Annotated in this window: 22 protein-coding genes, 1 tRNA gene and 1 pseudogene; 10 read left to right on the top strand and 14 right to left on the bottom strand. The window is 67.2% G+C overall.

The window, feature by feature from the left end; genetic code table 11:
• Positions 1 to 162: 162 nt before the first annotated feature.
• Positions 163 to 1849: pseudogene (gene ptsP / locus MPLG2_RS02660) on the bottom strand (phosphoenolpyruvate--protein phosphotransferase).
• On the bottom strand, positions 1846 to 2115 hold the full coding sequence (locus tag MPLG2_RS02655) for an HPr family phosphocarrier protein (protein ID WP_105184802.1): 270 nt from the start codon (positions 2113 to 2115) through the stop codon (positions 1846 to 1848). The pseudogene ptsP and the gene MPLG2_RS02655 overlap by 4 nt, the downstream one beginning before the upstream one ends.
• Before the next feature lie 395 nt (positions 2116 to 2510).
• On the opposite strand from MPLG2_RS02655, the gene MPLG2_RS18905 reads away from it, so the two are divergent.
• Complete coding sequence (locus MPLG2_RS18905) at positions 2511 to 3182, top strand: helix-turn-helix transcriptional regulator (protein WP_197710050.1); 672 nt, start codon at positions 2511 to 2513, stop codon at positions 3180 to 3182.
• A 10-nt stretch (positions 3183 to 3192) separates the two neighbouring features.
• Here MPLG2_RS18905 and clpX read toward each other — a convergent pair whose 3' ends face one another.
• From clpX to MPLG2_RS02635, 3 genes are all read right to left on the bottom strand, one after another.
• Positions 3193 to 4488, bottom strand: coding sequence for an ATP-dependent Clp protease ATP-binding subunit ClpX (gene clpX, locus MPLG2_RS02645; RefSeq protein WP_105184800.1), 1296 nt, complete (start codon positions 4486 to 4488; stop codon positions 3193 to 3195).
• A gap of 75 nt (positions 4489 to 4563) precedes the next feature.
• Entirely contained in the window at positions 4564 to 5214 is a 651-nt protein-coding gene (locus tag MPLG2_RS02640) for an ATP-dependent Clp protease proteolytic subunit (RefSeq protein ID WP_231935760.1), read from the bottom strand.
• An 8-nt stretch (positions 5215 to 5222) separates the two neighbouring features.
• Complete coding sequence (locus MPLG2_RS02635; protein WP_105187424.1) at positions 5223 to 5858, bottom strand: ATP-dependent Clp protease proteolytic subunit; 636 nt, start codon at positions 5856 to 5858, stop codon at positions 5223 to 5225.
• A 431-nt stretch (positions 5859 to 6289) separates the two neighbouring features.
• Between MPLG2_RS02635 and MPLG2_RS02630 the strand changes: the two genes are divergently transcribed.
• Positions 6290 to 6850: a hypothetical protein gene (locus MPLG2_RS02630; RefSeq protein WP_158680808.1), complete on the top strand. Its 561-nt coding sequence runs from the start codon at positions 6290 to 6292 to the stop codon at positions 6848 to 6850.
• Positions 6838 to 7701, top strand: coding sequence for a hypothetical protein (locus MPLG2_RS02625; protein WP_158680807.1), 864 nt, complete (start codon positions 6838 to 6840; stop codon positions 7699 to 7701). The genes MPLG2_RS02630 and MPLG2_RS02625 overlap by 13 nt, the downstream gene beginning before the upstream one ends.
• 160 nt (positions 7702 to 7861) lie before the next feature.
• On the opposite strand, the gene tig is transcribed toward MPLG2_RS02625, so the two are convergent.
• Together tig and MPLG2_RS02615 are read right to left on the bottom strand one after the other, a co-directional pair.
• A complete protein-coding gene (gene tig, locus MPLG2_RS02620; protein ID WP_105184796.1) occupies positions 7862 to 9253 on the bottom strand; it encodes a trigger factor in 1392 nt (463 codons plus the stop codon).
• A 48-nt stretch (positions 9254 to 9301) separates the two neighbouring features.
• Positions 9302 to 9372 (bottom strand) — tRNA-Gly (locus tag MPLG2_RS02615).
• 272 nt (positions 9373 to 9644) lie between these two features.
• On the opposite strand from MPLG2_RS02615, the gene MPLG2_RS02610 reads away from it, so the two are divergent.
• Entirely contained in the window at positions 9645 to 10217 is a 573-nt protein-coding gene (locus tag MPLG2_RS02610; RefSeq protein ID WP_105184795.1) for a VOC family protein, read from the top strand.
• Positions 10214 to 10768 (top strand): GNAT family N-acetyltransferase, encoded by a 555-nt coding sequence (locus MPLG2_RS02605; RefSeq protein ID WP_231935759.1) that lies wholly within the window; start codon positions 10214 to 10216, stop codon positions 10766 to 10768. The genes MPLG2_RS02610 and MPLG2_RS02605 overlap by 4 nt, the downstream gene beginning before the upstream one ends.
• Positions 10769 to 10934: 166 nt before the next feature.
• Here the strand turns inward: MPLG2_RS02605 and MPLG2_RS02600 are convergent, their stop codons facing one another.
• The gene (locus MPLG2_RS02600) at positions 10935 to 11423 is read right to left on the bottom strand and encodes a MarR family winged helix-turn-helix transcriptional regulator (RefSeq protein ID WP_105184794.1); all 489 of its coding nucleotides are present in this window, start codon (positions 11421 to 11423) and stop codon (positions 10935 to 10937) included.
• A 102-nt stretch (positions 11424 to 11525) separates the two neighbouring features.
• Here MPLG2_RS02600 and MPLG2_RS02595 point away from each other — a divergent pair, with 102 nt between their 5' ends.
• Positions 11526 to 15176, top strand: coding sequence for an efflux RND transporter permease subunit (locus MPLG2_RS02595; RefSeq protein ID WP_158680806.1), 3651 nt, complete (start codon positions 11526 to 11528; stop codon positions 15174 to 15176).
• 90 nt (positions 15177 to 15266) lie between these two features.
• On the opposite strand, the gene MPLG2_RS02590 is transcribed toward MPLG2_RS02595, so the two are convergent.
• The 3 genes from MPLG2_RS02590 to MPLG2_RS02580 all read right to left on the bottom strand — a co-directional run bounded on the left by MPLG2_RS02590 (position 15267) and on the right by MPLG2_RS02580 (position 18061).
• On the bottom strand, positions 15267 to 15752 hold the full coding sequence (locus tag MPLG2_RS02590; protein ID WP_158680805.1) for a pyridoxamine 5'-phosphate oxidase family protein: 486 nt from the start codon (positions 15750 to 15752) through the stop codon (positions 15267 to 15269).
• Between the two features lie 308 nt (positions 15753 to 16060).
• Positions 16061 to 17029 carry an aldo/keto reductase gene (locus MPLG2_RS02585; RefSeq protein WP_105184791.1) on the bottom strand — a complete coding sequence of 323 codons (969 nt, stop codon included), beginning with the start codon at positions 17027 to 17029 and terminating at the stop codon, positions 16061 to 16063.
• A 159-nt stretch (positions 17030 to 17188) separates the two neighbouring features.
• Positions 17189 to 18061 (bottom strand): helix-turn-helix transcriptional regulator, encoded by an 873-nt coding sequence (locus MPLG2_RS02580; protein ID WP_105184790.1) that lies wholly within the window; start codon positions 18059 to 18061, stop codon positions 17189 to 17191.
• Between the two features lie 112 nt (positions 18062 to 18173).
• On the opposite strand from MPLG2_RS02580, the gene MPLG2_RS02575 reads away from it, so the two are divergent.
• Genes MPLG2_RS02575 through MPLG2_RS02565 form a run of 3 tightly spaced genes read left to right on the top strand, consistent with a single transcriptional unit; the run spans position 18174 to position 20534 of the window.
• On the top strand, positions 18174 to 18686 hold the full coding sequence (locus MPLG2_RS02575; RefSeq protein ID WP_105184789.1) for a DUF6328 family protein: 513 nt from the start codon (positions 18174 to 18176) through the stop codon (positions 18684 to 18686).
• 35 nt (positions 18687 to 18721) lie between these two features.
• Positions 18722 to 19720, top strand: a complete 999-nt coding sequence (locus tag MPLG2_RS02570) for a DNA topoisomerase IB (RefSeq protein WP_105184788.1) — start codon at positions 18722 to 18724, stop codon at positions 19718 to 19720.
• Between the two features lie 37 nt (positions 19721 to 19757).
• A complete protein-coding gene (locus tag MPLG2_RS02565) occupies positions 19758 to 20534 on the top strand; it encodes a YggS family pyridoxal phosphate-dependent enzyme (RefSeq protein WP_105184787.1) in 777 nt (258 codons plus the stop codon).
• Here the strand turns inward: MPLG2_RS02565 and MPLG2_RS02560 are convergent.
• Positions 20513 to 21415, bottom strand: coding sequence for an MFS transporter (locus MPLG2_RS02560; protein WP_105184786.1), 903 nt, complete (start codon positions 21413 to 21415; stop codon positions 20513 to 20515). The genes MPLG2_RS02565 and MPLG2_RS02560 overlap by 22 nt on opposite strands.
• Positions 21416 to 21736: 321 nt before the next feature.
• On the opposite strand from MPLG2_RS02560, the gene MPLG2_RS02555 reads away from it, so the two are divergent.
• Complete coding sequence (locus tag MPLG2_RS02555; RefSeq protein WP_105184785.1) at positions 21737 to 23140, top strand: MFS transporter; 1404 nt, start codon at positions 21737 to 21739, stop codon at positions 23138 to 23140.
• Positions 23141 to 23879: 739 nt separating this feature from the next.
• On the opposite strand, the gene MPLG2_RS02550 is transcribed toward MPLG2_RS02555, so the two are convergent.
• Both MPLG2_RS02550 and MPLG2_RS02545 read right to left on the bottom strand, forming a co-directional pair.
• Entirely contained in the window at positions 23880 to 24347 is a 468-nt protein-coding gene (locus MPLG2_RS02550) for a type II toxin-antitoxin system VapC family toxin (protein WP_197710049.1), read from the bottom strand.
• Entirely contained in the window at positions 24313 to 24528 is a 216-nt protein-coding gene (locus MPLG2_RS02545) for a hypothetical protein (protein ID WP_105184783.1), read from the bottom strand. The genes MPLG2_RS02550 and MPLG2_RS02545 overlap by 35 nt, the downstream gene beginning before the upstream one ends.
• Between the last annotated feature and the right edge of the window lie 82 nt (positions 24529 to 24610).

Raw genomic sequence — 24610 nt, 5'->3', positions numbered from 1 at the left:
AGGGACGGTTCTCAATCCGGCTCAGGGGACGGTTCTCGATCCGGCTCAGGAGACGGTTCTCAATCCGGCTCAGGGGACGGTTCTCGATCCGGCTCAGGCGCCTTTGCCCAGAACACAAAGGCCGTTCCGAACGAATCGGAACGGCCCTTGTGGTCGGTTACCTCAGAGCAGGTCGGCGAGCACCGGATCGGCCATGCTGAGCACGACCTCCCTGGCCTCTTTCGGACCCACGGACGCCCGCGCTGCCGCGGCCATCTGCTGGCATTGCGCGTAGTCGTGCAGCGCCAGCGCCGTGCGCACCGCGCGCACCTTGCTGGGCGCCATCGACAGGCTGTTGACACCCAAGCCGGCCAGCACCAACGCCAACACCGGATCACCACCGGCTTCACCACACACCCCGACCGGGTGACCGGTCTTGGCGCCGCCGTCGCAGGCGTAGGCGATGATGTCGAGCAACGCCGGCTGCCACGGGTTGAGCAGCTCTGACAGCTCGCCCTGCATGCGGTCGGCCGCCATCGTGTACTGGCCCAGGTCATTGGTGCCCAGGCTGGCGAAGTCGACCTCGCTGAGCACGTCGAACGACCGCAGCGCCGCCGCGGGCACCTCGATCATCACACCGACCTTGGGCAACCCCTTGGCGCGGACGAGCTCGGCGAACCACGCCGCCTCTTGCCGAGTGGCGATCATCGGCGCCATCACCCACAGGTTGGCGTTCGTGGCCTGGTAGGCGTTGGCGAGTGCCTGCAACTGGTCGTCGAGCAGGTCGGTGCGCACGGCGCCGAGCCGAATGCCCCGCCGGCCCAGCGCCGGGTTCTCTTCGTGCCCCAGGTCGGCGAACGCCAGCGGCTTGTCGGCCCCGGCGTCGAGGGTACGTACAACGACCTTGCGATCGCCGAACGCCTTGAGCACCTCGGTGTAGGTGGCGGTCTGCTCGTCGACGGTCGGCGCGGTGTCGCGATCGAGAAACAGGAATTCGGACCGGAACAGCCCGACGCCTTCGACGTCTTGGGCCGCGGCCTTGCGGGCATCCGCAGCGGTGCCGATATTGGCCAGCAACTGAACCGGATGGCCGTCCTTGGTCATGCCCTTGCCTGAGCCGGCGGCGAGCGCCTTCTCGCGACGCGCCTTGCGGTCGAGCAACGACTGCTGCTCGTCGCCGCTCGGGTCGATCACGATCTCGCCGACGCCGCCGTCGAGGGCCACCGTGGTGCCGAACGGAACGTCGAGAATGCCGACCGCCTGCACGATCGCCGGAATGCCCAGTTGGGCGGCCAGAATCGCGGTGTGGCTGGTGGGCCCACCGGCCGAGGTGATGATGCCCAGGCAGGTTTCGACCGACAGCGTCGCGGTTTCTGCCGGGGCCAGGTCGACTGCCGCGAGCACACTCGGTTCGGTGAGCGACGGAACCCCGGGCTCGGGCTGGCCGAGCAGCCGGGCCACGGTGCGGTCACGCACGTCGCGCAGGTCGGTGACCCGCTCGGCCATGTAGCCGCCGAGGGACTCGAACATGGCGCAGTACTCGTCGACTGCGGCCGAAACGGCGTTGGTGATGCCCTTGCCGCTCTGCAACTGGGTGTCGATCGCTCCGGCCAACCCCGGGTCGCCGGCCATCATGGCGCCGGCCTCGAGAATCGGCTTGGCGTGGGCGTCGGCCTTGGCCGCCTTGGCCGTCAGCCCGTCCGCGACCGCCTTGAGCGTGTCGCGCACCTGCTGCGAAGCCGCCGCGGCGTCGGTGGTCGGCGCCTCGTCGGACGGCGTCGGTGGTCGGCGGGCTGACGATGACCAGCGGCCCGACGGCGACGCCGGCACTGACCCCGATGCCACTCAGCGTGGCGTGGAGTTCGCTCATTCGGCGTCCAGATCGCGCTCGAGCAGAGCGACCAGCGAGTCGAGCGCCGCGTCGGCCCCGTCGCCCTCGGCCGACAGGGTGACCACTTCGCCATTCTTGGCACCCAGCGCCATCACGCCGAGAATGCTGCGCGCGTCGACCGGGTTGCCCCCCTGCTTGGCGATGGTGACCGGCAGGCCGGTGGCCGAGGCGGCCTGAACGAAGATGGAGGCGGGACGAGCGTGCAGGCCGACGGACGAACCGATAGCGACTTCACGGGTGGCCATGAGAAAACTCCTTTGTAGTGTGGCCCAACGGACCGAGCGGTGACCGGGCGGGATAATCGACGAAGCGAATGACGCCGGTCTCTGTCAACATATAGCCCTCGGCTAGGGGCTTTCAAGGAAATCGCCAGGTCGTGGGCACCCGCTCGCCGCATCGGCTCGAGGGTCAAACCCACGCTGACTCTTGTGACCGAAGATGCACCTGTGCCACCGTATTTAGCAAGCCTGATCACGGCTCCTGTAATCGCACGGGAGGAGCCGGGATGATTGATTCTTGCACTATCGTCCGAAGGGACCCGCAGGTGGATGGGGAGCATGGACGTCTGGCGCGCGCCGACCCTGCTTCGGTCGTCCTCGACATGCTGTGCGAGGCCATGAAAGCCCTCACGTTGGGCCACGTGGCTGACGATGTCGCCTGTCGTTACCTGGGCGAGGCGCTGCACGTCGAAGCGGCCATGACCTTCACGCTGGCACCCGGCGTGGAGCCGTCCGTGGCGGCCGCCTACCCCGATACCGCTGAGGTGCGCACGATCGCCCGGCAGTTGCTCGAACGCGGGTTGCAGATCGGCGAGGAGCACTTCTTCGTCGAGTATGTCGAGGGTGTCGGTTACGTGGCCTCGATGGTGATCCAGCCCCTCGACCTGCCGCGCCTCAACCAGCTTTCCGGCCAAGGGCGCGTGATGATCTACGCGCGCGAGGTGCCGTTCGAGGCCGCCGACCGGCTGCTGCTCGATCGGGCCCGGGACGCGCTGGTGGCGCTGTGGCCGCACGCCGAACGTTCGATTCAGGCGCGCCAGGCGCAGGAGTGGGTGCGCGAGACCGTCGAAGACACCCGCATGACCGAACGCGAGTTGCAGGTGCTGGGCTTGCTGGCCGAAGGTCTGCTGGCCACGTCGATCGCATCACGGCTACGCCTGTCGCCCCGCACGGTGCACAAACATCTGGGCAACATCTACCGCAAGCTCGGCGTGCACGACCGGCTGGTGGCGGTCAGCCTCGCTCGACTGCAGGGTCTGGTCGACACCTACCCGCAGAGCCCGACCAGCCCGGTGCGCGAGCAGGTCGGCTAGGGCCCGTAGGTCAGGCGCTCTTCTCGCGCCGGTCGCTGTGCGCCAGTTGAGCGCGCGACACCAGCGTGGGCGCGACCCCGTCACGAACGACCTCTTCGGTGACCAGCACGCGCGCCACGTCGTCGTCGCTCGGCACGTGGTACATCACGTTGAGCAGGATCTCTTCGAGGATCGAGCGCAGCCCGCGGGCACCGATGCCGCGGTGCAGGGCCATCTCGGCCACCGCGGCGATCGCGTCGTCGGTGAACTGCAGGTCGACGCCGTCCATCTCGAACAGCTTGCGGAACTGCTTGATCAGCGCGTTCTTGGGTTCGACCAGAATGCGCACCAGGGCGGTGGAGTCGAGCGATGAGACGGTCGAGATCATGGGCAGCCGGCCGATGAACTCTGGGATCAGCCCGTACTTGTGCAGGTCTTCGGGCCGGACTTCTTCGAACGGGTTGGCCGAGGCAGGCTTGCGCACGGCGGCGTCGTTGTTGAACCCGAGCGGCCGCTTGCCCACCCGCGCGTTGATGATTTCTTCGAGGCCGGCGAACGCGCCGCCCACGATGAACAGAATGTTGGTGGTGTCGATCTGAATGAAGTCCTGGTGCGGGTGCTTGCGGCCACCCTGTGGCGGCACCGAGGCGGTGGTGCCTTCGAGGATCTTCAACAGTGCCTGCTGCACGCCCTCGCCCGACACGTCACGGGTGATGGACGGGTTCTCGCTCTTGCGCGCCACCTTGTCGATCTCGTCGATGTAGATGATGCCCGTCTCGGCCTTCTTGACGTCGAAGTCGGCGGCCTGAATGAGTTTGAGCAGGATGTTCTCGACGTCTTCGCCCACGTAGCCGGCCTCGGTGAGGGCGGTGGCGTCGGCCATGGCGAACGGCACGTTGAGCATGCGGGCCAGGGTTTGGGCCAGGTAGGTCTTGCCACAGCCGGTGGGGCCGATGAGCAGAATGTTGGACTTGCCCAGTTCGACCGACTCTTCTTCGGCGGCCCGGCGGCTGGGCGGTGTGTTGGCTTGGGCCTGCACGCGCTTGTAGTGGTTGTAGACGGCCACCGACAGCGCCTTCTTGGCGACGTCTTGGCCGATCACGTACGAGTCGAGGAAGGAGCAGATCTCACGCGGCTTGGGCAGATCGTCGAGCAGGCCGACATCAGCGGCCTCGGAGAACTCCTCTTCGATGATCTCGTTGCAGAGATCGATGCACTCGTCGCAGATGTACACACCCGGACCAGCGATCAACTTCTTGACCTGCTTCTGGCTCTTTCCGCAGAACGAGCATTTGAGCAGTTCGGAAGTCTCTCCGATTCGCGCCACGACCCCTCCTTCCCGTGCACGCCACCCTAGCCCGCTGAGGCGCAACCGCAAGGGATGCGCGCCAGCGTCGCAGGGTCAGGCGTCGGCGTCCTTGAGCGAGGTGAGAATGGCGTCGACGATGCCGTACTCGACGGCCTCTTCGGCGGTCAGGTACTTGTCGCGCTCGATGTCACGGCTGACCTTCTCGACGTCCTGGCCGGTGGCTTCGGCGAGCATGCCCTCCATCAACGACCGGATGCGAAGAATTTCCTTGGCCTGAATCTCGAGGTCGGAGCTTTGGCCATAGCCACCCTCGGTGGCGGGCTGGTGAATCAGAATGCGGCTGTTGGGCAGTGCCAGGCGCTTGCCCTTGGTGCCTGCGGCCAGCAGCACGGCGGCGGCCGAGGCTGCCTGGCCGAGGCAGACGGTCTGCACGTCGGGCTTGATGTAGCGCATCGTGTCGTAGATGGCCGTCAGCGCCGTGAACGAGCCGCCGGGGCTGTTCAGGTAGATGCTGATCGGACGTTCCGGATCCATCGACTGGAGGCACAGCAACTGGGCCATCACGGCGTTGGCGATGTCGTCGCTGATCGGGGTGCCCAGAAAGATGATGCGGTCTTCGAAGAGCTTCGTGTAGGGGTCGACGCGCCGCATGCCGTAGCTGGTGCGTTCTTCCCACTGCGGAATGTAGTAGTCCATGGACGGACCGGACGGGGCCAGTCCACCGGGCAGAGCAGGCATGGTCATCTCAGTCCTCACTGGTTCGGTGCGTCGGGCGACTTGATGTCGCTGGCGCGCTCGTAGACGTGGTCGATGAAGCCGTACTCGAGTGCTTCGGGCGCGGTGAACCACCGGTCGCGGTCGGAATCGGCCTCGATCTGCTCGACCGTCTGGCCGGTGTGTTCGGCGATCAGGTGCGACATCGTCTTCTTGATGTGCAGCGACTGCTCGGCCTGAATACGAATGTCGGACGCGGTACCGCCCAAGCCGCCGGACGGCTGGTGCATCATGATGCGCGCGTGCGGCAGGGCGAAGCGCTTGCCCTTCTGGCCGGCGCTGAGCAGGAACTGGCCCATCGAGGCGGCCAGGCCCATGGCGACGGTGGCGACGTCGTTGCTGATCCACTGCATGGTGTCGAAGATCGCCATGCCCGAGTCGACCGAGCCGCCGGGGCTGTTGATGTAGAGGTAGATGTCTTTGTGCGGGTCTTCGGCGTTCAGCAGCAGCATCTGCGCACAGATCGCGTTGGCGTTCTCGTCGCGCACCTCAGAACCCAGAAAGATGATTCGGTTGGCCAGCAGCGCCTGGTAGACCGAATCGTTGATACCGGCCAGGCTGGGGCCGGCTGCGGCGCGCAGCGGTGCAGCGTCCGTCAATGGCAGGGGTAGCATCTCGTTCACGACGCCGAACCTATCCAACGCGGGTGACAAAGCTAAGGGCATCCGGCCGCTGTTCGCTGTCGGCGCACGGCTCACACTTCACCGACAGAGGTCCCGGCGTCCGCCTGGATGACGGCTGACCGCCGTCCGGCTCGAGGCGCAACCCTCGTCGCTTGCGCACTCGTCATTCCGGTGAACGCCGGAACCTCACGACCCAGCCACGTGACCTCGAGGACGCCGGACGGCTGCACGGCGGTCAGCGGCAGCCAGGCGCGAGACGCGCCTAGGGTGGCGCCTATTCGACCGCCACCCATGCCCACGGTGGCACCAGAATCGGCACAGCCTGTGGATAACCCCCCACGCGGCACGCAACGCTGGAATACTCCCTCGAAATACCCAGCCCCGGGAGTAGCCCGATGAGACCAGTAGTAGCAGCAGCAGCGTTGGCGGTGCTCACCGCGTGCACGCCGACGAGCCCCACTCCCTCGCCGGTGACCAGTTCGCCGTCGGTCTCTGCGAGCCCGTCGGCGACACCCAGCCCCACCTGCTCCCTCGGCAGCGCCACGCCGAAGCCGTGCACGACCAAAGAGTTCGAGCAGGAGCAGTTCACCGCCGAGGCGATGGACGTGTATCGCCGTTGGATCAAAGAGGCCAACCGGCTGTATTTGGCCGGTGGAACACTCACGCCCACGGACGAGATGAAAGCAACGATCGCCGACGTCGTCATGGACAGCGCGATGAACGGGTTCGCAGACATGAAGCGCGCCGGTGTACGAGCAGTGTCGGGCGAAGTAAAGATCGTCGCCATAACGCCCACCAAGGCCAAGTCTGACGGCACGGCAAGTTTCAATGCGTGCTCCGATGGGCGCTCGTTGGTCTTTCAACGGAAGGGCAAGACGATCAGCCGCGGCACCTTCGCCGATGAAGATTACGTGGCAAAGCGGATCGACGGTTCGATCAAGCTCGTTGACGTAATGTCTGAGGCGGCGAGATGCGGAGGTTAACTGTCATCCTGGTCGCCCTGGTGGCTCACTCGCTACTTCCCTTCGCGGCGGCTCCTAGCGCCATAGCAGGACTCCCTGCCCCTACAGGCGGCTTCGGCAACATTTACGAAGCACCCGCGGATAAGAAGAAGCCCCCGCCGAAGACGAAGGTCAAAGTGGCCACCAAGAAGGGCAAGGCCAGAGGCGTAGTCATTCAGTCGATCGGCAAGACCCAGTCGCCGAACAAGCAGAAACAGTGGAACGGCTCGAACACCAGGAAGGCGGAAGTACAAACAAGCGCTCAGGATCGCTGCTGGGCCGCCACGAAGGAGCTGAGTTGCTTCGGTGACGGCGAACAGCGGGGAAGTACCGGAGCTGACGACCTGCTGCTGAGCGGCAACATCGCGGCCGGTCTCGCGGTCAGTCTGGCGACCCAACTCGACCTGCCGACGCCAACCCCGACATTCTCCCCCGACCCGAACAACAACGAGTGGAAGATGCTCGCGGTCGGATTTCCCATCTGGCTCACCGCCGGTGACACCAGAAGCGTCACCACCACACGGTCGGTGTCCGGGCTCACCTTCACGCTCACCGCGCGCTGGCGCTCGACCACCTTCGACATGGGTGACGGCAGATCTGTCACGTGCACCAAGATGGCTGCCTACAGCGAAGCGGTGAAGGCCGGCACGCCCTCACCGACCTGTGGGCACACCTACACCACCCCGTCGCTGCCGAAGGGCACTTACACGGTGCGCACCCACTCGAACTGGGACGTCGACTGGTCGGTCGCCGGTTTCTCGGGCACTGTGCCGGCCTACAACACCGGGGATGCCTCGATCGCGATCGGTGAACTGTCCGCCCTCAATCGCTGACGCATGCCGCAACGCCGGTTCTGAACTCGTCCGGACCTCGTCAGCCCAAACCCACTGTGGCGCGTTCTCTGGCCCAAGACGCTCCGCTTGGCTGCGACACGAACCGAGGACGAACGCCCGCGAGTGGAACTCGCGGGCGTTCGATCTCGACTGTGACGCGTCAGGCCTTCTCGACCTCGTCTTCGACGGCGGCGTCCGCTTCGTCCTCAGCAGCGTCGTCGGCTTCGGTGATGACCTCGGGCTTGACGTCGACCACGGCACCGGCCTCGTCGGTCACGGTCGCCTCGGCCAGCAGCAGGCCCAGGGCCTTGTTGCGCCGGATCTCTTGCATCCAGGCGCTCATGTGGTCGTGTTCCATCATGTGCTGCAGCTCTTGCTCGGGCGTGCTGCCGTTCTGCTGGGCCTTGCGCACGATCAGGTCGGTGAGCTCGTGCTGCTCGACGCCCACCTCGTTGCTGTCTGCGATGGCGTCGAGCAGAATCTGCGCACGCAGGCTCTGCTCAGCCCGCGCGTCGACCAGGGCCCAGAACTCATCGGCGGTGTCGGCCTCTTCGTCGGCAGACTCGAGGTAGCGATCCAGGGTGAGCCCGGCGCGCTTGAGCTGATCGTTGATCTGGCTGTGTCGGGCGTCGACCTCGCTGGCGAGCAGCTTGGCGGGCAAGTCGAACTCGACCTTGCCGACCAGGTCTTCGAGCACCTTGTCGCGGGCGTCGTTGAGCTGGTCGTATCGCAGCATCTGCTCCACGCCCCGGCCGAGGTCGGCCTTCATCTCGTCGACGGTGTCGAACTCGGACACGAGCTGAGCGAAGTCGTCGTCGAGCTCGGGCAACTGCTGCTCAGAGACCTTGCTCACCGTCACGTGAATGTCGGCCGGCTCGCCGGTCAGCGGGCCGCCGACCAGGGTCGAGCTGAAGTCGGCGGACTCCCCCGCCTTCAGGCCGGTGACGGCTTCGTCGAGCCCGTCGAGCATGCCGCCGGCGCCGATGGTGTAGGTGACGCCCTCGGCGGTGGCGTCTTGCAGTTCCTCACCGTCGCGGGTGCCGACCAGGTCGATGGTGACCACGTCACCCTCGGCGGCCGCTCGCTCGACCTCGGTGCTGGTGGCGAAGCGCTCGCGCATCATGGCGATGCGGTTGTCGATCTCGGTGTCGAGATCGGCGAGCACCGGCACGGTTGCGGTCAGGGTGCTGAACGCAGGCAGGTCGAACTCGGGGCGCACGTCGACCTCGGCCACGAACTCGACCAGGTCGCCGTCCTCAAGCTTGGTGATCTCGACCTCGGGGTCACCCAGCGGGATCAGCTTGTTGGCCTCGACGGCCTGGCCGTAGGCACTGGGCAGGGCGGCGTTGATGGCCTCTTGCAGCACCATGCCGCGGCCGAACCGTTGGTCGATGACCGCCGAGGGCACCTTGCCCTTGCGGAAGCCGGGAATGTTGACGCTCTGCGCGATCTCGCGGTAGGCCTTGGTCAGGTGGGGCTGGAGGTCGCTGAAGGGGATCTCCACGGTCAGCTTCACCCGCGACGGGTTGAGCTGCTCGACGGTGCTGGGCAACGTGGTGCTCCTGTTGTGGTCGGTTGTATCGGTGCGGTCATGAACCGGAGCGGATGACGGGAATCGAACCCGCGTAGCCAGTTTGGAAGACTGGGGCTCTACCATTGAGCTACATCCGCAAGGGTCATTAGCCTAGCGGTCGAGTTCGGGTGCGTCCTAAACGAGCCCGCCGCCGCACGTTTGAGCTTCCGCAGGCTCCAACTCATGCACGCCGAAGGCAGGACGTTCCGCCACCACCGCTGACCACCTCAGGTGGCGGGTGGCGCGAGCTTGGAACCGTCCCCAACCCACGCCAGGACGGCAGATGGCGCGAGTTCGGAACCGTCCCCAACCCACGCCAGGTACCCCGCCGGGTGGTGACACGTGGCGCGCAACGGCATAGCGTCGATCGGTGACCGCACAACTGAGCGTGACCCTCGACCAAAGACTGATCACGGCCCTGAAGCGCCGCGCACTCGATTCAGACCTTTCCTTGTCAGCGCTGCTCAACCGCATCTGCTCCGGCTACTTGGGCGACTGGCAGCAAGAGAACCCCGAGTCGGACGATCTCTCGGCGGGCGAGTCCCCCGACGCACCCGAAGACGCCGACCCATCCTCCCCCGACCTGCTGCTCCAACCGCTGGTGCACGTGCACGACCTGGCCGGCACCGTCACGCTGCTGGAGGCGCTCGGTGGACGCATCGGGCAGGGCAGCCGCGACGGTGACTGGGTGCAGGTGGCCATCGGCGGCGCCGAGATCGGGCTGCTCGCCCACCCGCCCAACCCCGACCAGGGCGAGGCCTCCGTCGAGTTGACCTTCGAATCGCGCACGCCGCTCGAACACGTGGAGCGTCGCGCGCGAGATGCGGGCGTGAAGGTCGCCCAGCCGACCAGCGACGAGGGTTTCGGGCGGCAATTGCAGCTACGCACCCCCGATGGCCTGCTGGTGAAAGTCAACGAGATCGATGCTGAACTGATCGGGTGAACACGACGTCGGCCCGTCCGCCGCACCCCGACGAGCCGGGCTTGCGTCCGATTCGCCCCGACGACGCCGCCGACGTGCTCGCCGCCTTCGCCTCGGCCACCGACATGGCCCGCCAGGGCGGCGTGACCAGCCTCGACACGGCCGCACACTACCTCGCCACCCTGCTGGACGGGCCCCACGTCGTGTTCGGCGTCACAGTGCACGACCGCGTGGTCGGGGCGGTCGGCATCAGCATTGACCAGCCCAACCGCAACGGGTGGCTGTGGTACTGGATGCACGCCGGGTTTCACGGCAGGGGTTGGACGACGCGAGCCGCCGCCACCGTCGCCGACTGGGCCCTCACCGACGGCGGGCTGGATCGCCTCGAACTCGGCCACCGAGTGAACAACCCCGCCTCGGAGTCGGTCGCTCGCACGGCCGGGTTCGTGCCCGAAGGGCTCGAGCGGCGCAAGCTGCTGGTGGAGGGCGATCGGGTCGACGTGCTCACCTACGGACGACTGGTGGACGACCCATGGCCCACCGTTGCGCGGCTGCCGCTGGAGCATCGGTGAGCTGGGCGGCGTCCGAAGCCCTTCGGGATGAAGTCTCGACAAGCTCGACCAACGACACCGCCGTGCCGACTGCGGCTGGAGCATCGGTGAGTTGCGCGGCGCCCGAAGTCCATCGGAATCAGGTCTCGACAAGCTCGACCCGCGGACGACCTCGACCCGCGAAAGCTCAGGCCTCGCCCTGGTGCCGGGCGCGCACCCGTTCAATGGCCGACAACATCGCCTGCGCTCCCTGGCACAACAGCTCCAAGTCGGCGGTCGACAGCTCCTGCAGCACCACGGCCAGCGCCCGCTCGAACATCGAGTCGAGCCGGCGCATCGTGTCGAGCCCGGCCTCGGTGGGGTGCAGCCGGCGCACCCGCCGGTCGTCGACGTCGTCGGTGCGACTGATCAACCCCTTTTCGACCATGCGCTCCACCAAGCCGCTGGCAGTGGGCGCGCTGACGCCCAGCAGGGCGCCCAGTTCCTGCCCCGACAGTCCCGGCTGCTTCATCACGTGATCGAGCACCCGCAACTGCTGAATCGTCACGTCGGGGGGTACCGGCATCGGCCCGACCAGAGCCATCGCCCGATCGTGAATGCGGGCGTTGATGCGCACAACCTCGGCGGCGAGCGCAACGCGCTGCGGGTCGGTTCCGACCGCCTCGAATGACCGCACGGCATGAAGCTTTCTGTTACAGAAATAGTTAGGGCTACACTAACCGATGTGGTCGGCCCAGGCCACGCGTTGCCCGCCGCAGGGGCGGACGAAGGGGAAACTGTGCTGCGCCTGACCAAACTCAGCCTTGCCCACCGCACGGTGGTGCTGCTGCTCAGCCTGCTCATCATCGGCTTGGGCGTCTACGCCACCACCGCTCTGAAGCAGGAACTCATCCCCTCGATCGACGTGCCGCGCGGCAACGTCGTGAGCGTCTACGCCGGCGCCAGCCCCGAGGTCGTCGAAGCCCAGGTGAGCAAGCCGATCGAGGCCGCCGTGAAAGCGGTCGACGGGGTCACCTCGGTGACCTCTGTCAGTTCCAGCGGCGTGTCGCAAGTGACCGTCCAGTGGGACTACGGCATCGCCGCCGACGACATGGCCAACAAACTGCGCAGCGCCGTCGACTCGATCTCGGGCGGACTGCCGGCCAACGTCGACCCCACCGTGATCACCGGCGGCACCGATGACATTCCGGTCGCTGTACTGGCCCTGTCAAGCGACGAAGACCTGAACGTGTTGTCGCAGAAGGTCACCGACACCGTCGCACCCGAACTCAAGTCGGTGCCCGGCGTTCGCGACGTGACCGTGTCGGGCAAAGAAGAGCGCGAGATCGTCATCACCTACAAGCAGTCGAAGCTGGCCGACTACGGCGTCGACCCGACCACGATCGCGCAGTTGTTCGCCGCGAACGCCAACGCGATTCCCTCGGGCACGATGCGCACCGACACGGCCAATCTCGACGTGCAGACGGGCACCACCTACTCAACGGTCGACGAGATCAAGAACCTGCGGCTGCAGGGCACCGACGGCCCGGTGAAGCTCAGCGAGTTGGCCACCGTCAAAGAGGCGCCCGTCGCCACCACGAGCATTTCGCGCGTCGACGGACGCACCTCCCTCACCCTGCAGATCATCAAGACCCCCGACGCCAACACCGTCACGGTGGCCCACGGCATCGCCGACCGACTCCCCGAACTCGAACGTGCCCTGGGCAACAACGCCAAGTTCGTCACGGTGTTCGACCAGGCCCCCTACATCGAGCAGTCGGTGCATGACCTGACCGTCGAAGGCGGCATCGGCCTGGCGATGGCCGTGTTCGTGATCCTGCTGTTTCTGCAGTCGCTGCGCCCCACGCTGATCACCGCGATCTCGATTCCGCTGTCGCTGCTGATCGCCCTGATCGGGCTGTGGGTGGGTGGCTACACCCTGAACATTCTCACCCTGGCCGCGTTGACGGTCGCCGTCGGCCGAGTCGTCGACGACTCCATCGTGGTGATCGAGAACATCAAACGACACCAGGGCGACGGCGAGTTCGGTCGCAAGTCGATCATCAACGCCGTCAAAGAGGTGAGCGGCGCCGTCACGTCGTCGACGCTCACCACCGTCGCAGTGTTCCTGCCCATCGGCCTGGTCGGTGGGCAGGCGGGCGAGATCTTTCGCCCCTTCGCCGTCGCTGCGGTGGTGGCCCTGCTGGCGTCCCTGATCGTGTCGCTGACGGTGGTGCCCGTGTTCGCCTCGTGGTTCATGCGGCCCACCGCCAAGCAACAGGCCAAGATCGAGGCCGCGGGGGCGTCCGAAGAGAAGGACACCTGGCTGCAGAAGTCCTATCTGCCGGTGCTCAACTGGGCGCTCGGGCACCGCTGGCTCACCCTGCTGCTGGCGGTTCTGGTGTTCGCCGGCACCCTGGCGTTGGTGCCGCGGCTCAAGACCGACTTCATCGGCAGCACCGGCACCGAAAGTCTGGCGATCACCCAGAAACTGCCCTCGGGCACGGGCTTGAGTGAAACCGACAAGGCAGCGACCAAGATCGAAGGTCTGTTGGCGGCCGACCCCTCGGTGCAGACCTACTCGACCACCATCGGCAGCGGCAGCTCGGCGGTGTTTCTGGCCGCCCGGGCCGACTCGAACGAGGCCCGGTTCACGGTGCCCCTGAAGGCCGGCAGCAACGCCACAGACACCGCCAACCGGCTGCGGCAGCAGATCGCCGAGATGGGGCCCGACGTCGGCGAGGTCGAGGTGTCGATCGGTGCCGGCGGCTCCAGCACCGGTGTCGTGGTGTACGTCGAAAGCTCGGACTCGACGCTTCTGCAGACCGCCAACGACCGAGTGCTGGCGATGATGCAGGGCATTCCCGGCCTCACCAACGTGAACAGCGACCTGGCAGCGGCCCGCGACATGCTGTCGGTGGACGTCAAAGAAGGCAAGGCGGCCGACCTGGGCATGACCCAGGCGTCCATCGGGCAGGCCGTGGCACGGTCGGTGCGCGGACAGTTGATCGGCACCCTGGCCGAGGGCGACACCACGCTGAACGTGTATCTGCGCTCACAGACGCCGGTGCAGAACATCGACGAGTTGCGCGACATCAAGCTGCCGGTCACCCAACTCATGAACGCCAACGCCAAGTCGGACGCCGCGGACGCGGTGCAGAAGCGCTCCGAGAAGGTCACCGCGCAGTCGAAGAAGGACGCCACTGCGGCCTACAACGACCAGGTCGCGGCGCTGAAGAAGAGCCGTGCGGAGGCGGTGAAGGCACAGAAGACCCTCAACAGTCAGCTCGCCAAGGCCAAGAAGAACCTGGCCAGCCTGCAGTCACAGCTTGAGGCGGTCCAGCAGATTCCCGTCTGCTCGGGGGCCCTCCTGCCCCCTGGGTGCCTGCCGGCCACCTCGGACGCGGTGCTCAAACTGACTCAGGCTGTATCCGGCGTGTCCATGCAGGTAGCCCAGCTGAGCAGCGCACTGGCTCAGGCCAAGTCGGGGGTCACCCAGGTCGACAAGCAATTGGACGCGCTGGCGGAGCAGCGCGAGAAGTCGCTCGACGCCCAGGCCATCCAGCAGTCGATCCAAGACCAGAGCAAGGCCGCGGCCGAGGCGACCGCCGACGCGGTGCGACTCTCTGACGTGGCCACGGTGAAGCTGGTTCAGGCACCCGCGTCGGTCACCCGCGTCAACGGCATCCGGGCCGCGACCATCTCGGCCAGCTCGGAGTCGTCCGACCTGGGCACCACCACGACCCGCATCACCCAGGGGCTCGCCGCCCTCGACCTGCCGGACGGCGTCACGGTGCGCATCGGTGGGGTGTCGCAGCAGCAGCAGGAGTCGTTCGCGCAGCTCGGCCTCGCGATGCTGGTGGCGATCGCGGTGGTGTACCTGATCATGGTGGCCACCTTTGGATCGCTGCTGCAGCCGCTGCTGCTCCTGATCTCGATTCCGTTCGCGGCGACGGGCGCTTTGGGGCTGTCGTTGCTCACCGACACGCCGCTCGGCGTGCCCAGCATGATCGGCCTGCTGATGCTGATCGGCATCGTGGTCACCAACGCGATCGTGCTGATCGACCTGATCAACCAGAAACGAAAGGCCGGCGCGGGCGTCGACGATTCCATTCAGGCCGGGGCCAGGCTGCGGGTGCGGCCGATCATCATGACCGCCCTGGCCACCATCTTCGCCCTTGTGCCGATGGGGCTGGGGCTGACCGGCGGCGGGGTGTTCATTTCGAAACCCCTGGCCATCGTGGTGATCGGCGGCCTGGTGAGTTCGACGCTGCTGACGCTGATTCTGGTGCCGGTGCTCTACGACCTGCTCGAGACGTGGCGGCAGAACCGCCGCGACCGCAAGGCGCAACGGTTGGCGGCCAAGGCCGACCAGAATGCGGTCGAGGGTGACGAGACGTCGGCCGACGCACCGGTTGAGGGTCGTCCGGCGGGGGCGGGCAGCCAGTAGGTCGCCCAGCCGACATGAGACGGGGACGGCGACCACCTGCGGGGGAATGCATGGTGGGCGCCGCCCCCGTGGCGGGGGGGTCGGCAGTGGTCAGAGTTGAACGGTCGCGCTTTCGCCCGATTGCGGCTTGTCGCCGGTGAGCTTCGCCTTGAGCACGCCGAGCAGCACGCCCACGCCTCCCGGGGTGTCCCAGTACTCGGCACTGTCGGCATTGACGCGCAGCACCACGTTGTCGGGATTCTCGGGGCCGCCGTCGGTATAGGCGTCGTTGAAGGTGTTCCACAGCCGCTGCTTGGTCTCGGGCTCTTCGGCCACGGAACCGGTACCGCTGATCGAGACCCAGTAGTCGTCGCCGGCCACCGCCACGTTCACCGGATTGCCGTCGCTCTGCTTGGCCACGTCGGTGTGCGCCTGGGTGATGAACACCAGATCCCGATCGTCGGTGACCTCTTGAATCGTCATCGGGCGGCTGAGCAGTTCGCCGCCGTCAGTGCGCGTGGTGAACATCACCGTGCGGCTCTTGCCGAGCAAGTTGTCGAGGGTCTCGAGTCGGTCTGCCTGGTCGGTGTCGGTCATCTGCGCTCCCGTCGATGAAAGGCATGGACGGTCGTTGGGCCTCATTAGCCGGCCACGACCGTGCTACGACGCTAGACCCGAAGGCCTATCCTGTACAGGGTTTGTCTAACGTTGTGGCCTAAAGGGTGGAGGACCCGACCGTCATCCGGGCGGCGGACGCCGGGATCTCACCGTGCCGACTGCCCAAGGCCGACGTGGACGCCGTCCCGCTTTCGTCTGGGCCGAGATCCCGGCGTTCGCCGGGATGACGAGTGGGACTACGCCGGGATGACCGGGTGAGGTCTGCCGGGATGACGCGGACGACCAGCTCAGTACGAGCGGGGAATGTGTGGCTGGTAGTGCTCCTCGAGTTGCTTGATCTCGTCGTCGGTGAGTTGCACGTCCAACGCGGCGACGGCGTCGGCCAGGTGGTGCGGCTTCGTGGCTCCGACGATCGGGGCGCTGACCGCGGGGTTGCCCAGCACCCAGGCCAGGGCGACCTGCGCCATCGGAATGCCTCGCGCCTCGGCAACGCGTTGCACCGCCTCGACGATCGGACGATCGACGTCCTGGTCGTAGCGCCGGCCGACCGGGTCGACGTCCATGCGTGCCGTCCGCTCGCCCCACGGGCGGCAGACCCGGCCCTTGGCCAGCGGTGAGAACGGAATGGAGCCGACGCCCTGATCGGCGAGCAGCCCGAACATCTCGCGCTCCTCTTCGCGCATGATCAGGTTGTACTCGTCTTGCATCGACACGAACCGGGTCCAGCCATTGAGGGTGGCCACGTACTGCATCTTCGAGAACTGCCAGGCGTGCATCGCCGAGGCACCGATGTAGCGCGCCTTGCCGGCCTTCACCACGTCGTGCAGCGCCTCCATGGTCTCTTCGACCGGCGTGTCGGGGTCGAACCGGTGAATCTGGTACAGGTCGACGTAGTCGGTGCCCAGGCGCTTCAGGCTGGCGTCGATGTTCTCCATGATCGCCTTGCGCGACAGACCGTGGCCGCCCGGCCCGTCGTGCATACGAAAGAACACCTTGGTGGCCAGCACCACGTCTTCGCGGCGGCTGAAGGTGTCGATGGCTCGGCCCACGATCTCTTCGGAGCTGCCGAAGGTGTACACGTTGGCCGTGTCCCAGAAGGTGATACCCGATTCCACGGCTTGGGCGAAGTACGGCTGGGAGTCTTCTTCAGACAGTGCCCATTGGCTGAAGCCGCGGCTGGTGTCGCCGAAGCTCATGCAACCCAGCGCGATGCGGCTGACGGTCAGGCCGGACGTGCCGAGCCGGGTGTACTGCATGGTGATTTCCGTTCGTCGGTGGTGAACAGGGTCAGTGTGCGGGTGTGACGGTGCACCGGCCGAGGGGGACGCGCGCAGCGGGGCCGGTGCTGCCGTCGAGAAGAGCCTGGCCGGTGAACCGTTCGGCGGGCCCCGTCGCGGTGGCGTGCGCGGCCGGGTTCACGATCGCTCCGGGTCGAGGGCGGGTTGCGGGTGCGGTTCGGTGGCCCAACTCGCCAACAGCCTCATGGCGTCGGCCGACGTGGTGCCGGGTTCGGCGACGTAGGCGTTCAGCCTCAGACCGGTGTCGGCGGTCACCTGCAGCGACTCGTACGCCAGCGTGAGGTCGCCGACCACGGGGTGGTGAAACTTCTTCACACCGGTGCGGTGCAGGCGCACGTCGTGGTCGGCCCAGAGCCGGCGAAAGGTGTCACTGCGGGTCGACAGCTCGCCGACCAGTTCGGTGAGGCCGTGGTCGTAGGGGTTCTCGCCCGCGAGGCTGCGCAGCAGAGCGGTGGCCTCGTAGCAGATGCGATCCCACTCGACGAAGAACTCGGGCGCGCTGGGGTCGAGAAACACGTACCGGGCCACGTTGGGGCGTCCGGCCATGGCCAGCACCGGTTGGTAGAGCGCCCGCCCGAGGGCGTTGGTGGCCAGAATGTCGGTGCGGTTGTTGCGCACGTAGGCGGCGGTGCCGTCCATGGAGTCGAGCAGCCACTGCACCGCCGGCCGCACCACGCCGCGAACCGGACGGGCGGCTCGTCCACGGCTCGACGCCGCGTGGGCCAGGTCGTACAGGTGGGCGCGCTCGGCCTCATCGAGCCGCAGCGCATTGCTGACCGCCTCGAGCACCGCCTCGGACACGCCGGCCAGGTTGCCGCGTTCGAGACGCACGTAGTACTCGACGCTGACGCCGGCCAGCAGGGCGACCTCTTCGCGGCGCAGTCCGGTGACCCGGCGACGTTCACCCCAGGTGGGCAGGCCGACCTGCTCGGGGGTGATGCGAGCGCGCCGTGAACGCAGAAAGTCGGCGGCCTCACTGCGAATGTTCATGAGAACGAACCTAGTCAGCCTGGCGGCAGGTAGACAGTCACTGCCATTACCCCGTTGCACACCGGCCCCGAACACCCTCACCCAGACGCTCGGCGGCGTAGCCTGTCGAGTCATGAAACCGCCTGACGGCAGCAGTGACGATGCACCCGTCGAACGTCACGAGACGCCGGCCGAACGGCTCGACCGCAACTGGTCGGAGCTGCTGCAAGAGTTGCGGGTCACCCAGACGGGCATTCAGATTCTCACCGGGTTTCTGCTGATCCTGCCGTTTCAGGCGCGCTTCCTCGACCTCGACCCCGCCCTGGTCGCCGTCTTTCTAGCCGCCGTCGTGTTCTCGGCCCTGGCGACCGCTCTGGTGCTGGCACCGGTGGCCGCGCACCGGCTGCTGTTTCGCCGGCACGAGAAGGACGTGCTGGTCGACCTGGGCGGCTGGATGGCGAAGGCCGGACTGTGCTGCCTGGCGCTCACCGTCGGGCTGGTCGCCACCCTGGTGGTGGGCCTGGTGGTCGGTGTGCCGGCCGGCTGGGTGGCGGGCGTCGTCGCGCTGGCCGTGTTCGCCGCCTTGTGGCTGGCCGCCCCGCTGTGGACGTTGAACCGACGGCGCGGGCGGCACCCCTACGTGTGATGGCGTTCATGCTGCGGGCGGCGTAGCGTCGGCGCATGCCCCGACTGCGCCGTGTCTCGTCCCAGTCGCCGGGCTGGTCACGACGCCGTCACGGCAAGGGCTTTCGCTACATCGACGAGCACGGTGGCCGGCTCGCCGACGCCGACGTGAAACGCATCAAGACGCTGGTGATTCCCCCGGCCTGGCGCGATGTGTGGATCTGCCCGACGCCCAACGGTCATCTGCAGGCCACCGGGGTGGACGCGGCCGGACGGCGTCAGTACCTCTACCACCCGGCGTGGCGGGTGCAGCGCGACAAGCTGAAGTTCGACCGGGTCGAGACCGCCGCGCTGAAGCTGCCCACGGTGCGACGCAAGGTGTCGGCCGACCTGGCCCTTGACGGCATGCCGCTGGAGCGGGCCGCGGCCACCGCCGTCCGGCTGCTCGATCTGGGCTACTTTCGCATCGGCAACGACGCCTACGCCGACGCCAACGGATCGTTCGGCCTGACCACGCTCAAGCGTCGGCACGTGCGCCGGCACGGCGAGGCGTTGGCGTTTCAGTTCGTCGGCAAGTCGGGCATCGAGCACCACATACTGATCGACGACGAGCCGGTGATCGAGGCCCTGCAGGTGATGCGGCAGCGCCGCGGCGGTGATCGGCTGTTGGCCTACCACCAGGGCCCGGACTGGCTCGACCTGGCCTCCGGCACCGTCAACGCCTACCTGTCGGAGCTGTTCGGCGGCGACTTCACGGCGAAGGACTTTCGCACCTGGCACGCCACCGTGATCTTCGCCGCGGCACTGGCCGCCGCGCCGCCGGCAACCACGAAGACGGCCCGCGCCAAGGTGGTGCGCACCGCGGTCGGCGAGGTGGCCGGCTACCTCGGCAACACGCCCACGGTGGCGAAGGGCAGCTACATCGACCCACGACTGATCGACCTCTACGAGTCGGGCTCGACCATCGCCGAGGCCGCCGGACGGTCGTACCGCACCCCCGCGGCCCGGCAGCACGCGCTCGAACGTGCCGTACTCGACCTGCTCGACGTGCAGTAACCCGCTCGCCGCACGCGGGCGCACTAACGTGAGCGTCATGTCCGACGTCGCCCAGCCCATCACCTACCCGCCGGCGATCACCGTCGAGGACTTTGCCCGCAACCTCGACGCCGTCCAGGCGCGCATCGCGCGGGCCGCCGCACGGGCCGGACGCGACCCGCGGAGCGTCCGGTTGTTGCCGGTGAGCAAGACGGTGGCCGAAGACCGGCTGCGCAACGCGGTGGCCGCGGGGTACTACCGGCTGGGCGAGAACAAGGTGCAGGAGGCGAAGCGCAAGAGCGAGAACCTCGCCGACCTCGACGTCAGCTGGGCCGTGGTCGGGCATCTGCAGACCAACAAGGCCCGCGACGTGGCGGGCTTCGCCGCCGAGTTTCAGGCGCTCGACAGCCTGCGCCTGGCCGAGGCGCTCGATCGCCGGCTGCAGGCGGCCGGACGGTCGCTGGACGTGTTCGTGCAGGTGAACACCTCGGGCGAAGAGTCGAAGTACGGGCTGAGCCCCGACGAGGTGCTGGCCTTTCTGGCCGCCCTCCCCCGGTTCGAGACGCTACGGGTGCAGGGCCTGATGACCCTTGCGCTGTTCAGCAGCGACCTCGAGCGGGTGCGCGCCTGTTTCGTGCGGCTGCGGACGCTGCGCGATCGGGCCCGCGACACCGACCCCGACCTGATCGGGCCGGGTGAGCTGTCGATGGGCATGTCGGGCGACTTCGAGGTGGCGATCGACGAGGGCGCCACCTGCGTGCGGGTCGGCCAAGCCTTGTTCGGCAGCCGGGCGCCGCGGTACGACGAGGCGCACTACTGGCCCTCGGGCACCTGAGGGGCGGTGCCGGCGCGGCGTCCGATCAGGCGGAGCAGTCCGGCGATCAGCAGGCTCAGCAACGCGAGCCCCAGCGCGAACCAGCGGGCGTCGTGGTCGAGTGCCAGCCCGAGCAGACCGGGCAGCGATGCCCAGCACGGGCCAGGCGCCGAGTCGTTCGGCCATGCAGACCGGGCTGGAGTCGTCCGTGGCGATCTGGGCCTACAGCTACCTGACCCTCGAGCGAGGGGTCGGCCCGGAGGTGGCCGGCGCGCTAGCACCACCGTCACCAGGCCGAGGGTCGCGGGCAGTGACCAGACCCGCCCTTCGCTCGTGGCGGCCGGTGACGCCGCTGCGGGCACGCCGTCGTCCCAGCCGTGCCGGGCGACGGTGAACACGACCGCGATCACGAACATCAGGCCGGCCACCACGCCGAAGGCGGCGCGCCACCCTGCGCCCGTGGCCAGGGCCACCGTGACCAGCAGCGGCGAGACGACCGCGCCCACGCCGTAACAGGCGTGCAGCAGGTTGATCTGCTGGGGCCCGAAACGACGCGCGGCGAAGGCGTTCAGGGTGGCGTCGATGGCGCCCGAGGCCAGACCGCCCAGCGCCACGGTGACCAGGAACCCCCACCACGTGGGGGTCAGGGCCGACCCGGCCAGCGCTGCCGCAGACAGGGCGGTGCCGGCGGCCAGCAGCCGTCCGACACCCCAGCGGGCGGTCAGATACGGCGCCGCGATGGTCGACACGACGGCCGCGGCGACACCCACCGGAGGCACCAGCCCCGCGGCGCTGAGCGGCTGGTCGAACGAGAGCCGCATCGACGGCCAGGCCACGCCGAGCATCGAATCGGGCAGGGCGATGCTGAAGAAGGCCAGGTAGGCCAGTTGCACCACGAACATGGTTGAGAATCCTCGGCGTCAGCGAATGGATGGAACCCAGGGCTGACCGGGCGACGCGACCTCAGCAGCAGGCACGCGTACGACTGATCGGGTCAGCGCCGCGTGCCCCGGCGGCCGGGAGAATCCTGCACGCCGCGATGCTAGTGCGCGCGAGGCAGTGTCGGCGAGTCCGTCGTCTGCGTACGAACCCGCAGCAACAGTCGGCAACCGCTCGACGTTTCGGCGCGCAACCGATGGACTGACCCCATCGATATCAACGCATCGTCGGCGACGCGCGCGTGCGCGCACACGGATCCGCCACCTTGATGCAACTGTGGGTGGATGGGCATGAACGCGGAGCGCCGAGCCACGGCCGTCGCCGTGCTGGTCGCCGCCACCTACTTCATGGAACTGCTCGACGGAACCATCGTGTCGACGGCCGCGCCGGCCATGGGCCGTGACCTGGGGGTCAGTTCGGCGTCGATCGGACTGTCGATCACCGCCTACTTCGTCACCCTCGCGATCGTGATTCCGTTCAGTGGCTGGATCACCGACCGGCTGGGCTCGCGCACCGTGTTCGTGTGGGCCATCGTGATCTTCACGGTCGCCTCGGGGCTCTGCGCGGCGTCCACCTCGTTGATCGAGCTGTGCGCCTGGCGGGTGCTGCAGGGCATCGGTGGGGCGTTGATGGTGCCCGTCGGACGCCTGGTGGTGCTGCGGGGCGGTGACCGGCAGGGGCTCGTCCGAGCGATCGCGATTCTCACCTGGCCGGCGTTGGCGGCACCGATCATCGCGCCGTTTCTCGGTGGCGTGGTGGTGCAGGCGCTCTCGTGGCACTGGATTTTTCTCATCAACATTCCGCTGGGTCTCATCGCGGTGCCGATCGCGATCGCCCTGGTGCCGCAGATCCGCACCCCGCACCAGGTGCCGTTCGATTGGCTGGGCTCGGCCTGGGTGTTGATCGGTCTGGGTTCGGTGGTGGGGCTGACCAGCCTGCTGACCCTGGACGAGATCCCGTACGGTGCCGTGATCGTGGCGGCCGCACTCGGCGCCCTGGGGTGTTGGCTGGCCGTCCGGCACTGCCGGCGGGCCGAGCACCCGATTCTGAGCCTGGACGCCTTCGGCCACGAGACCTTCAGGGTCGCCAACGCGGGCGGCATGGCGTTTCGGCTGGCGGTGTCGGCCGTGCCGTTTCTGCTGCCGCTGCTGTTTCAGGACGTCTGGGGACGCACCCCCGTGCAAGCCGGGGCGATGGTGTTGTGGGTGTTCGTGGGCAACCTGGCGATCAAGCCGGCGACCACTCCCCTGCTGCGGCTGTTCGGGTATCGGACGGTGCTGATCGCTGCCTCGGCAGTGGCCGCGGTGACCGTGGTGCTGATGGCGTTGATGAAGCCCGACACCCCCGACTGGCTGCTCGCCACCTTGCTGTTCGTCTCGGGCGCGGCGCGGTCGGTCGGCTTCACCGCCTACAACACCATCGCGTTCGCCGACGTCGCCCAGGCACACATGACCGAGGCGAACACGCTGTTTTCGACGTTGTCGCAGATCGCCGCCGGGTTCGGCGTCGCGGTGGCCGCGGCGCTGCTGAAGGCGGCGCGTCCGCTGCAGGCGGCCGGCCCCTCGGCGCCGTACTCGGCGACCTTCATCGTGATCGCGATCGTGTTGGGCATGGCCTTGGTCGAAGCGCTGCTGATGAGCCCCTCGGCCGGTGAGGTGATTCGCCCTATGCGAAAGGCGAAGAGCTGATCCTGTGGTGCGTAAGCCCCCGCGTGAATCTCGTCCATGCCCTCATCGCTCGGCAGCTTCGACGCCAAGGCCTCGTGATGCCTACCGTCCGCCGGTGAGCAGCACCAGGATCTGGTGAACCTGATCGATCTGAGCCACCGGGGAAGTCGCACGATCCACGTGGGTGACGCGGTCGATCGATTTGGACTTGACCTGCTCACACGTCGATCCGGCGCAAAGAGGCCCCCGGCTGGTCGCCTCTGGCAATGGTCGGGGCGACAGGACTCGAACCGGAGGGATGGGCGCGCTGAACTAGCCGTTGACTAGGTATGATAGGCAAGATGCGATGATCTCGGCCGCCAGTTGGGGCTTATCTGGGGCAGAGATTCCAGCATGTGAGCCTGTCGCCCCCGCCGTAGGTACGACCAGCCGGATCGGCACTTCGCAAACAGGCGCCCTACTCTCGGTTCTCGTCGCAATGGGCGAGCTGTTCGTGTCGATGAATGGCCCACCGCAAAGGACGTGCGTCACAGCACGCCTCAAGAACCCGTGATAGGTCAGGGCTTGGGCAGCAGAGCGAAGTAGTCGACAAGCGTAACCGCAGATCTGAGATGGAAGACCTCGCGGTCGGCGCGCCGCGCTGGGGTCACGGGCGTCGGAGCTGCTCGATCAAGCTAATGCGCGTTCATCGCCGGGTCGAGCTGAGCGAGCACGGTCACATCCACAGGATCTCCGTTCATGCCTCGTCGGCGGTCTGACGTCAGATCCGCTCGGGCAGGAGAGTCAACGCCTGAACGTGGACAGGCCTGACCACAGTGAAGTGCCTTCGGTCGAGCGTTGCGATCTCGCTCACATCGAGCCGTTCAGCGAGAGCGATCACCGAGGCGTCGGTCGTGCCGAGCCGGAGGTCCTGGTAGCGCTCGATCAGATCAGCCATTCGCAGGTGGTCCTCAGGCGTGAGGTCGGCGATCTCGTAGTCGCCGTCCGCGATCGCACGATGAAACGCTGCCTCGGCTCGACTGCCCAGCTTGGAGTCCAGAAGATAGCCGACCTCAGCTACAACCGTTTCCGGGACGAGGAGCCGCCGTCCAGCCAGGCGGAGGCCAGTCCACAACTCCACGCAGGCATGATGATTCGCGTCATCGATGATCGCAGCGGCCACCAACGGGCCGGTGTCGCAGATGATCACGATCTCAGTCCCGACCGAACCCCTCAGCGAGAATCTCATCTATTCGTTCTGAGGTGTCCGTGCGGCCATCGTTGGCGGGGCCGAAACCGAAGAATGCGGGGGGCCAGCTACCGCCCTGGCGCCGGTGGGCGCGCCGACGTGCCTCGGCGAGCAGGCTCGATACCTGATCGTCAGGCAACTCATCAACGAGCTGATGAAGCTCGACGCGATCTACCGACATGCAATGAGTGTAGAGCGATGGGCTGTTTTGCAGGCGATCACGCGCGGGCCGGGGCTTACTGCGGCACGCAGGCGATCAGCAG

Source organism: Micropruina glycogenica, assembly GCF_900289045.1.
Classification (GTDB): Bacteria; Actinomycetota; Actinomycetes; order Propionibacteriales; family Propionibacteriaceae; genus Micropruina; species Micropruina glycogenica.
Note: the sequence above shows the minus strand (reverse complement) of the source record. Positions and strands in the feature narration are given on the sequence as shown.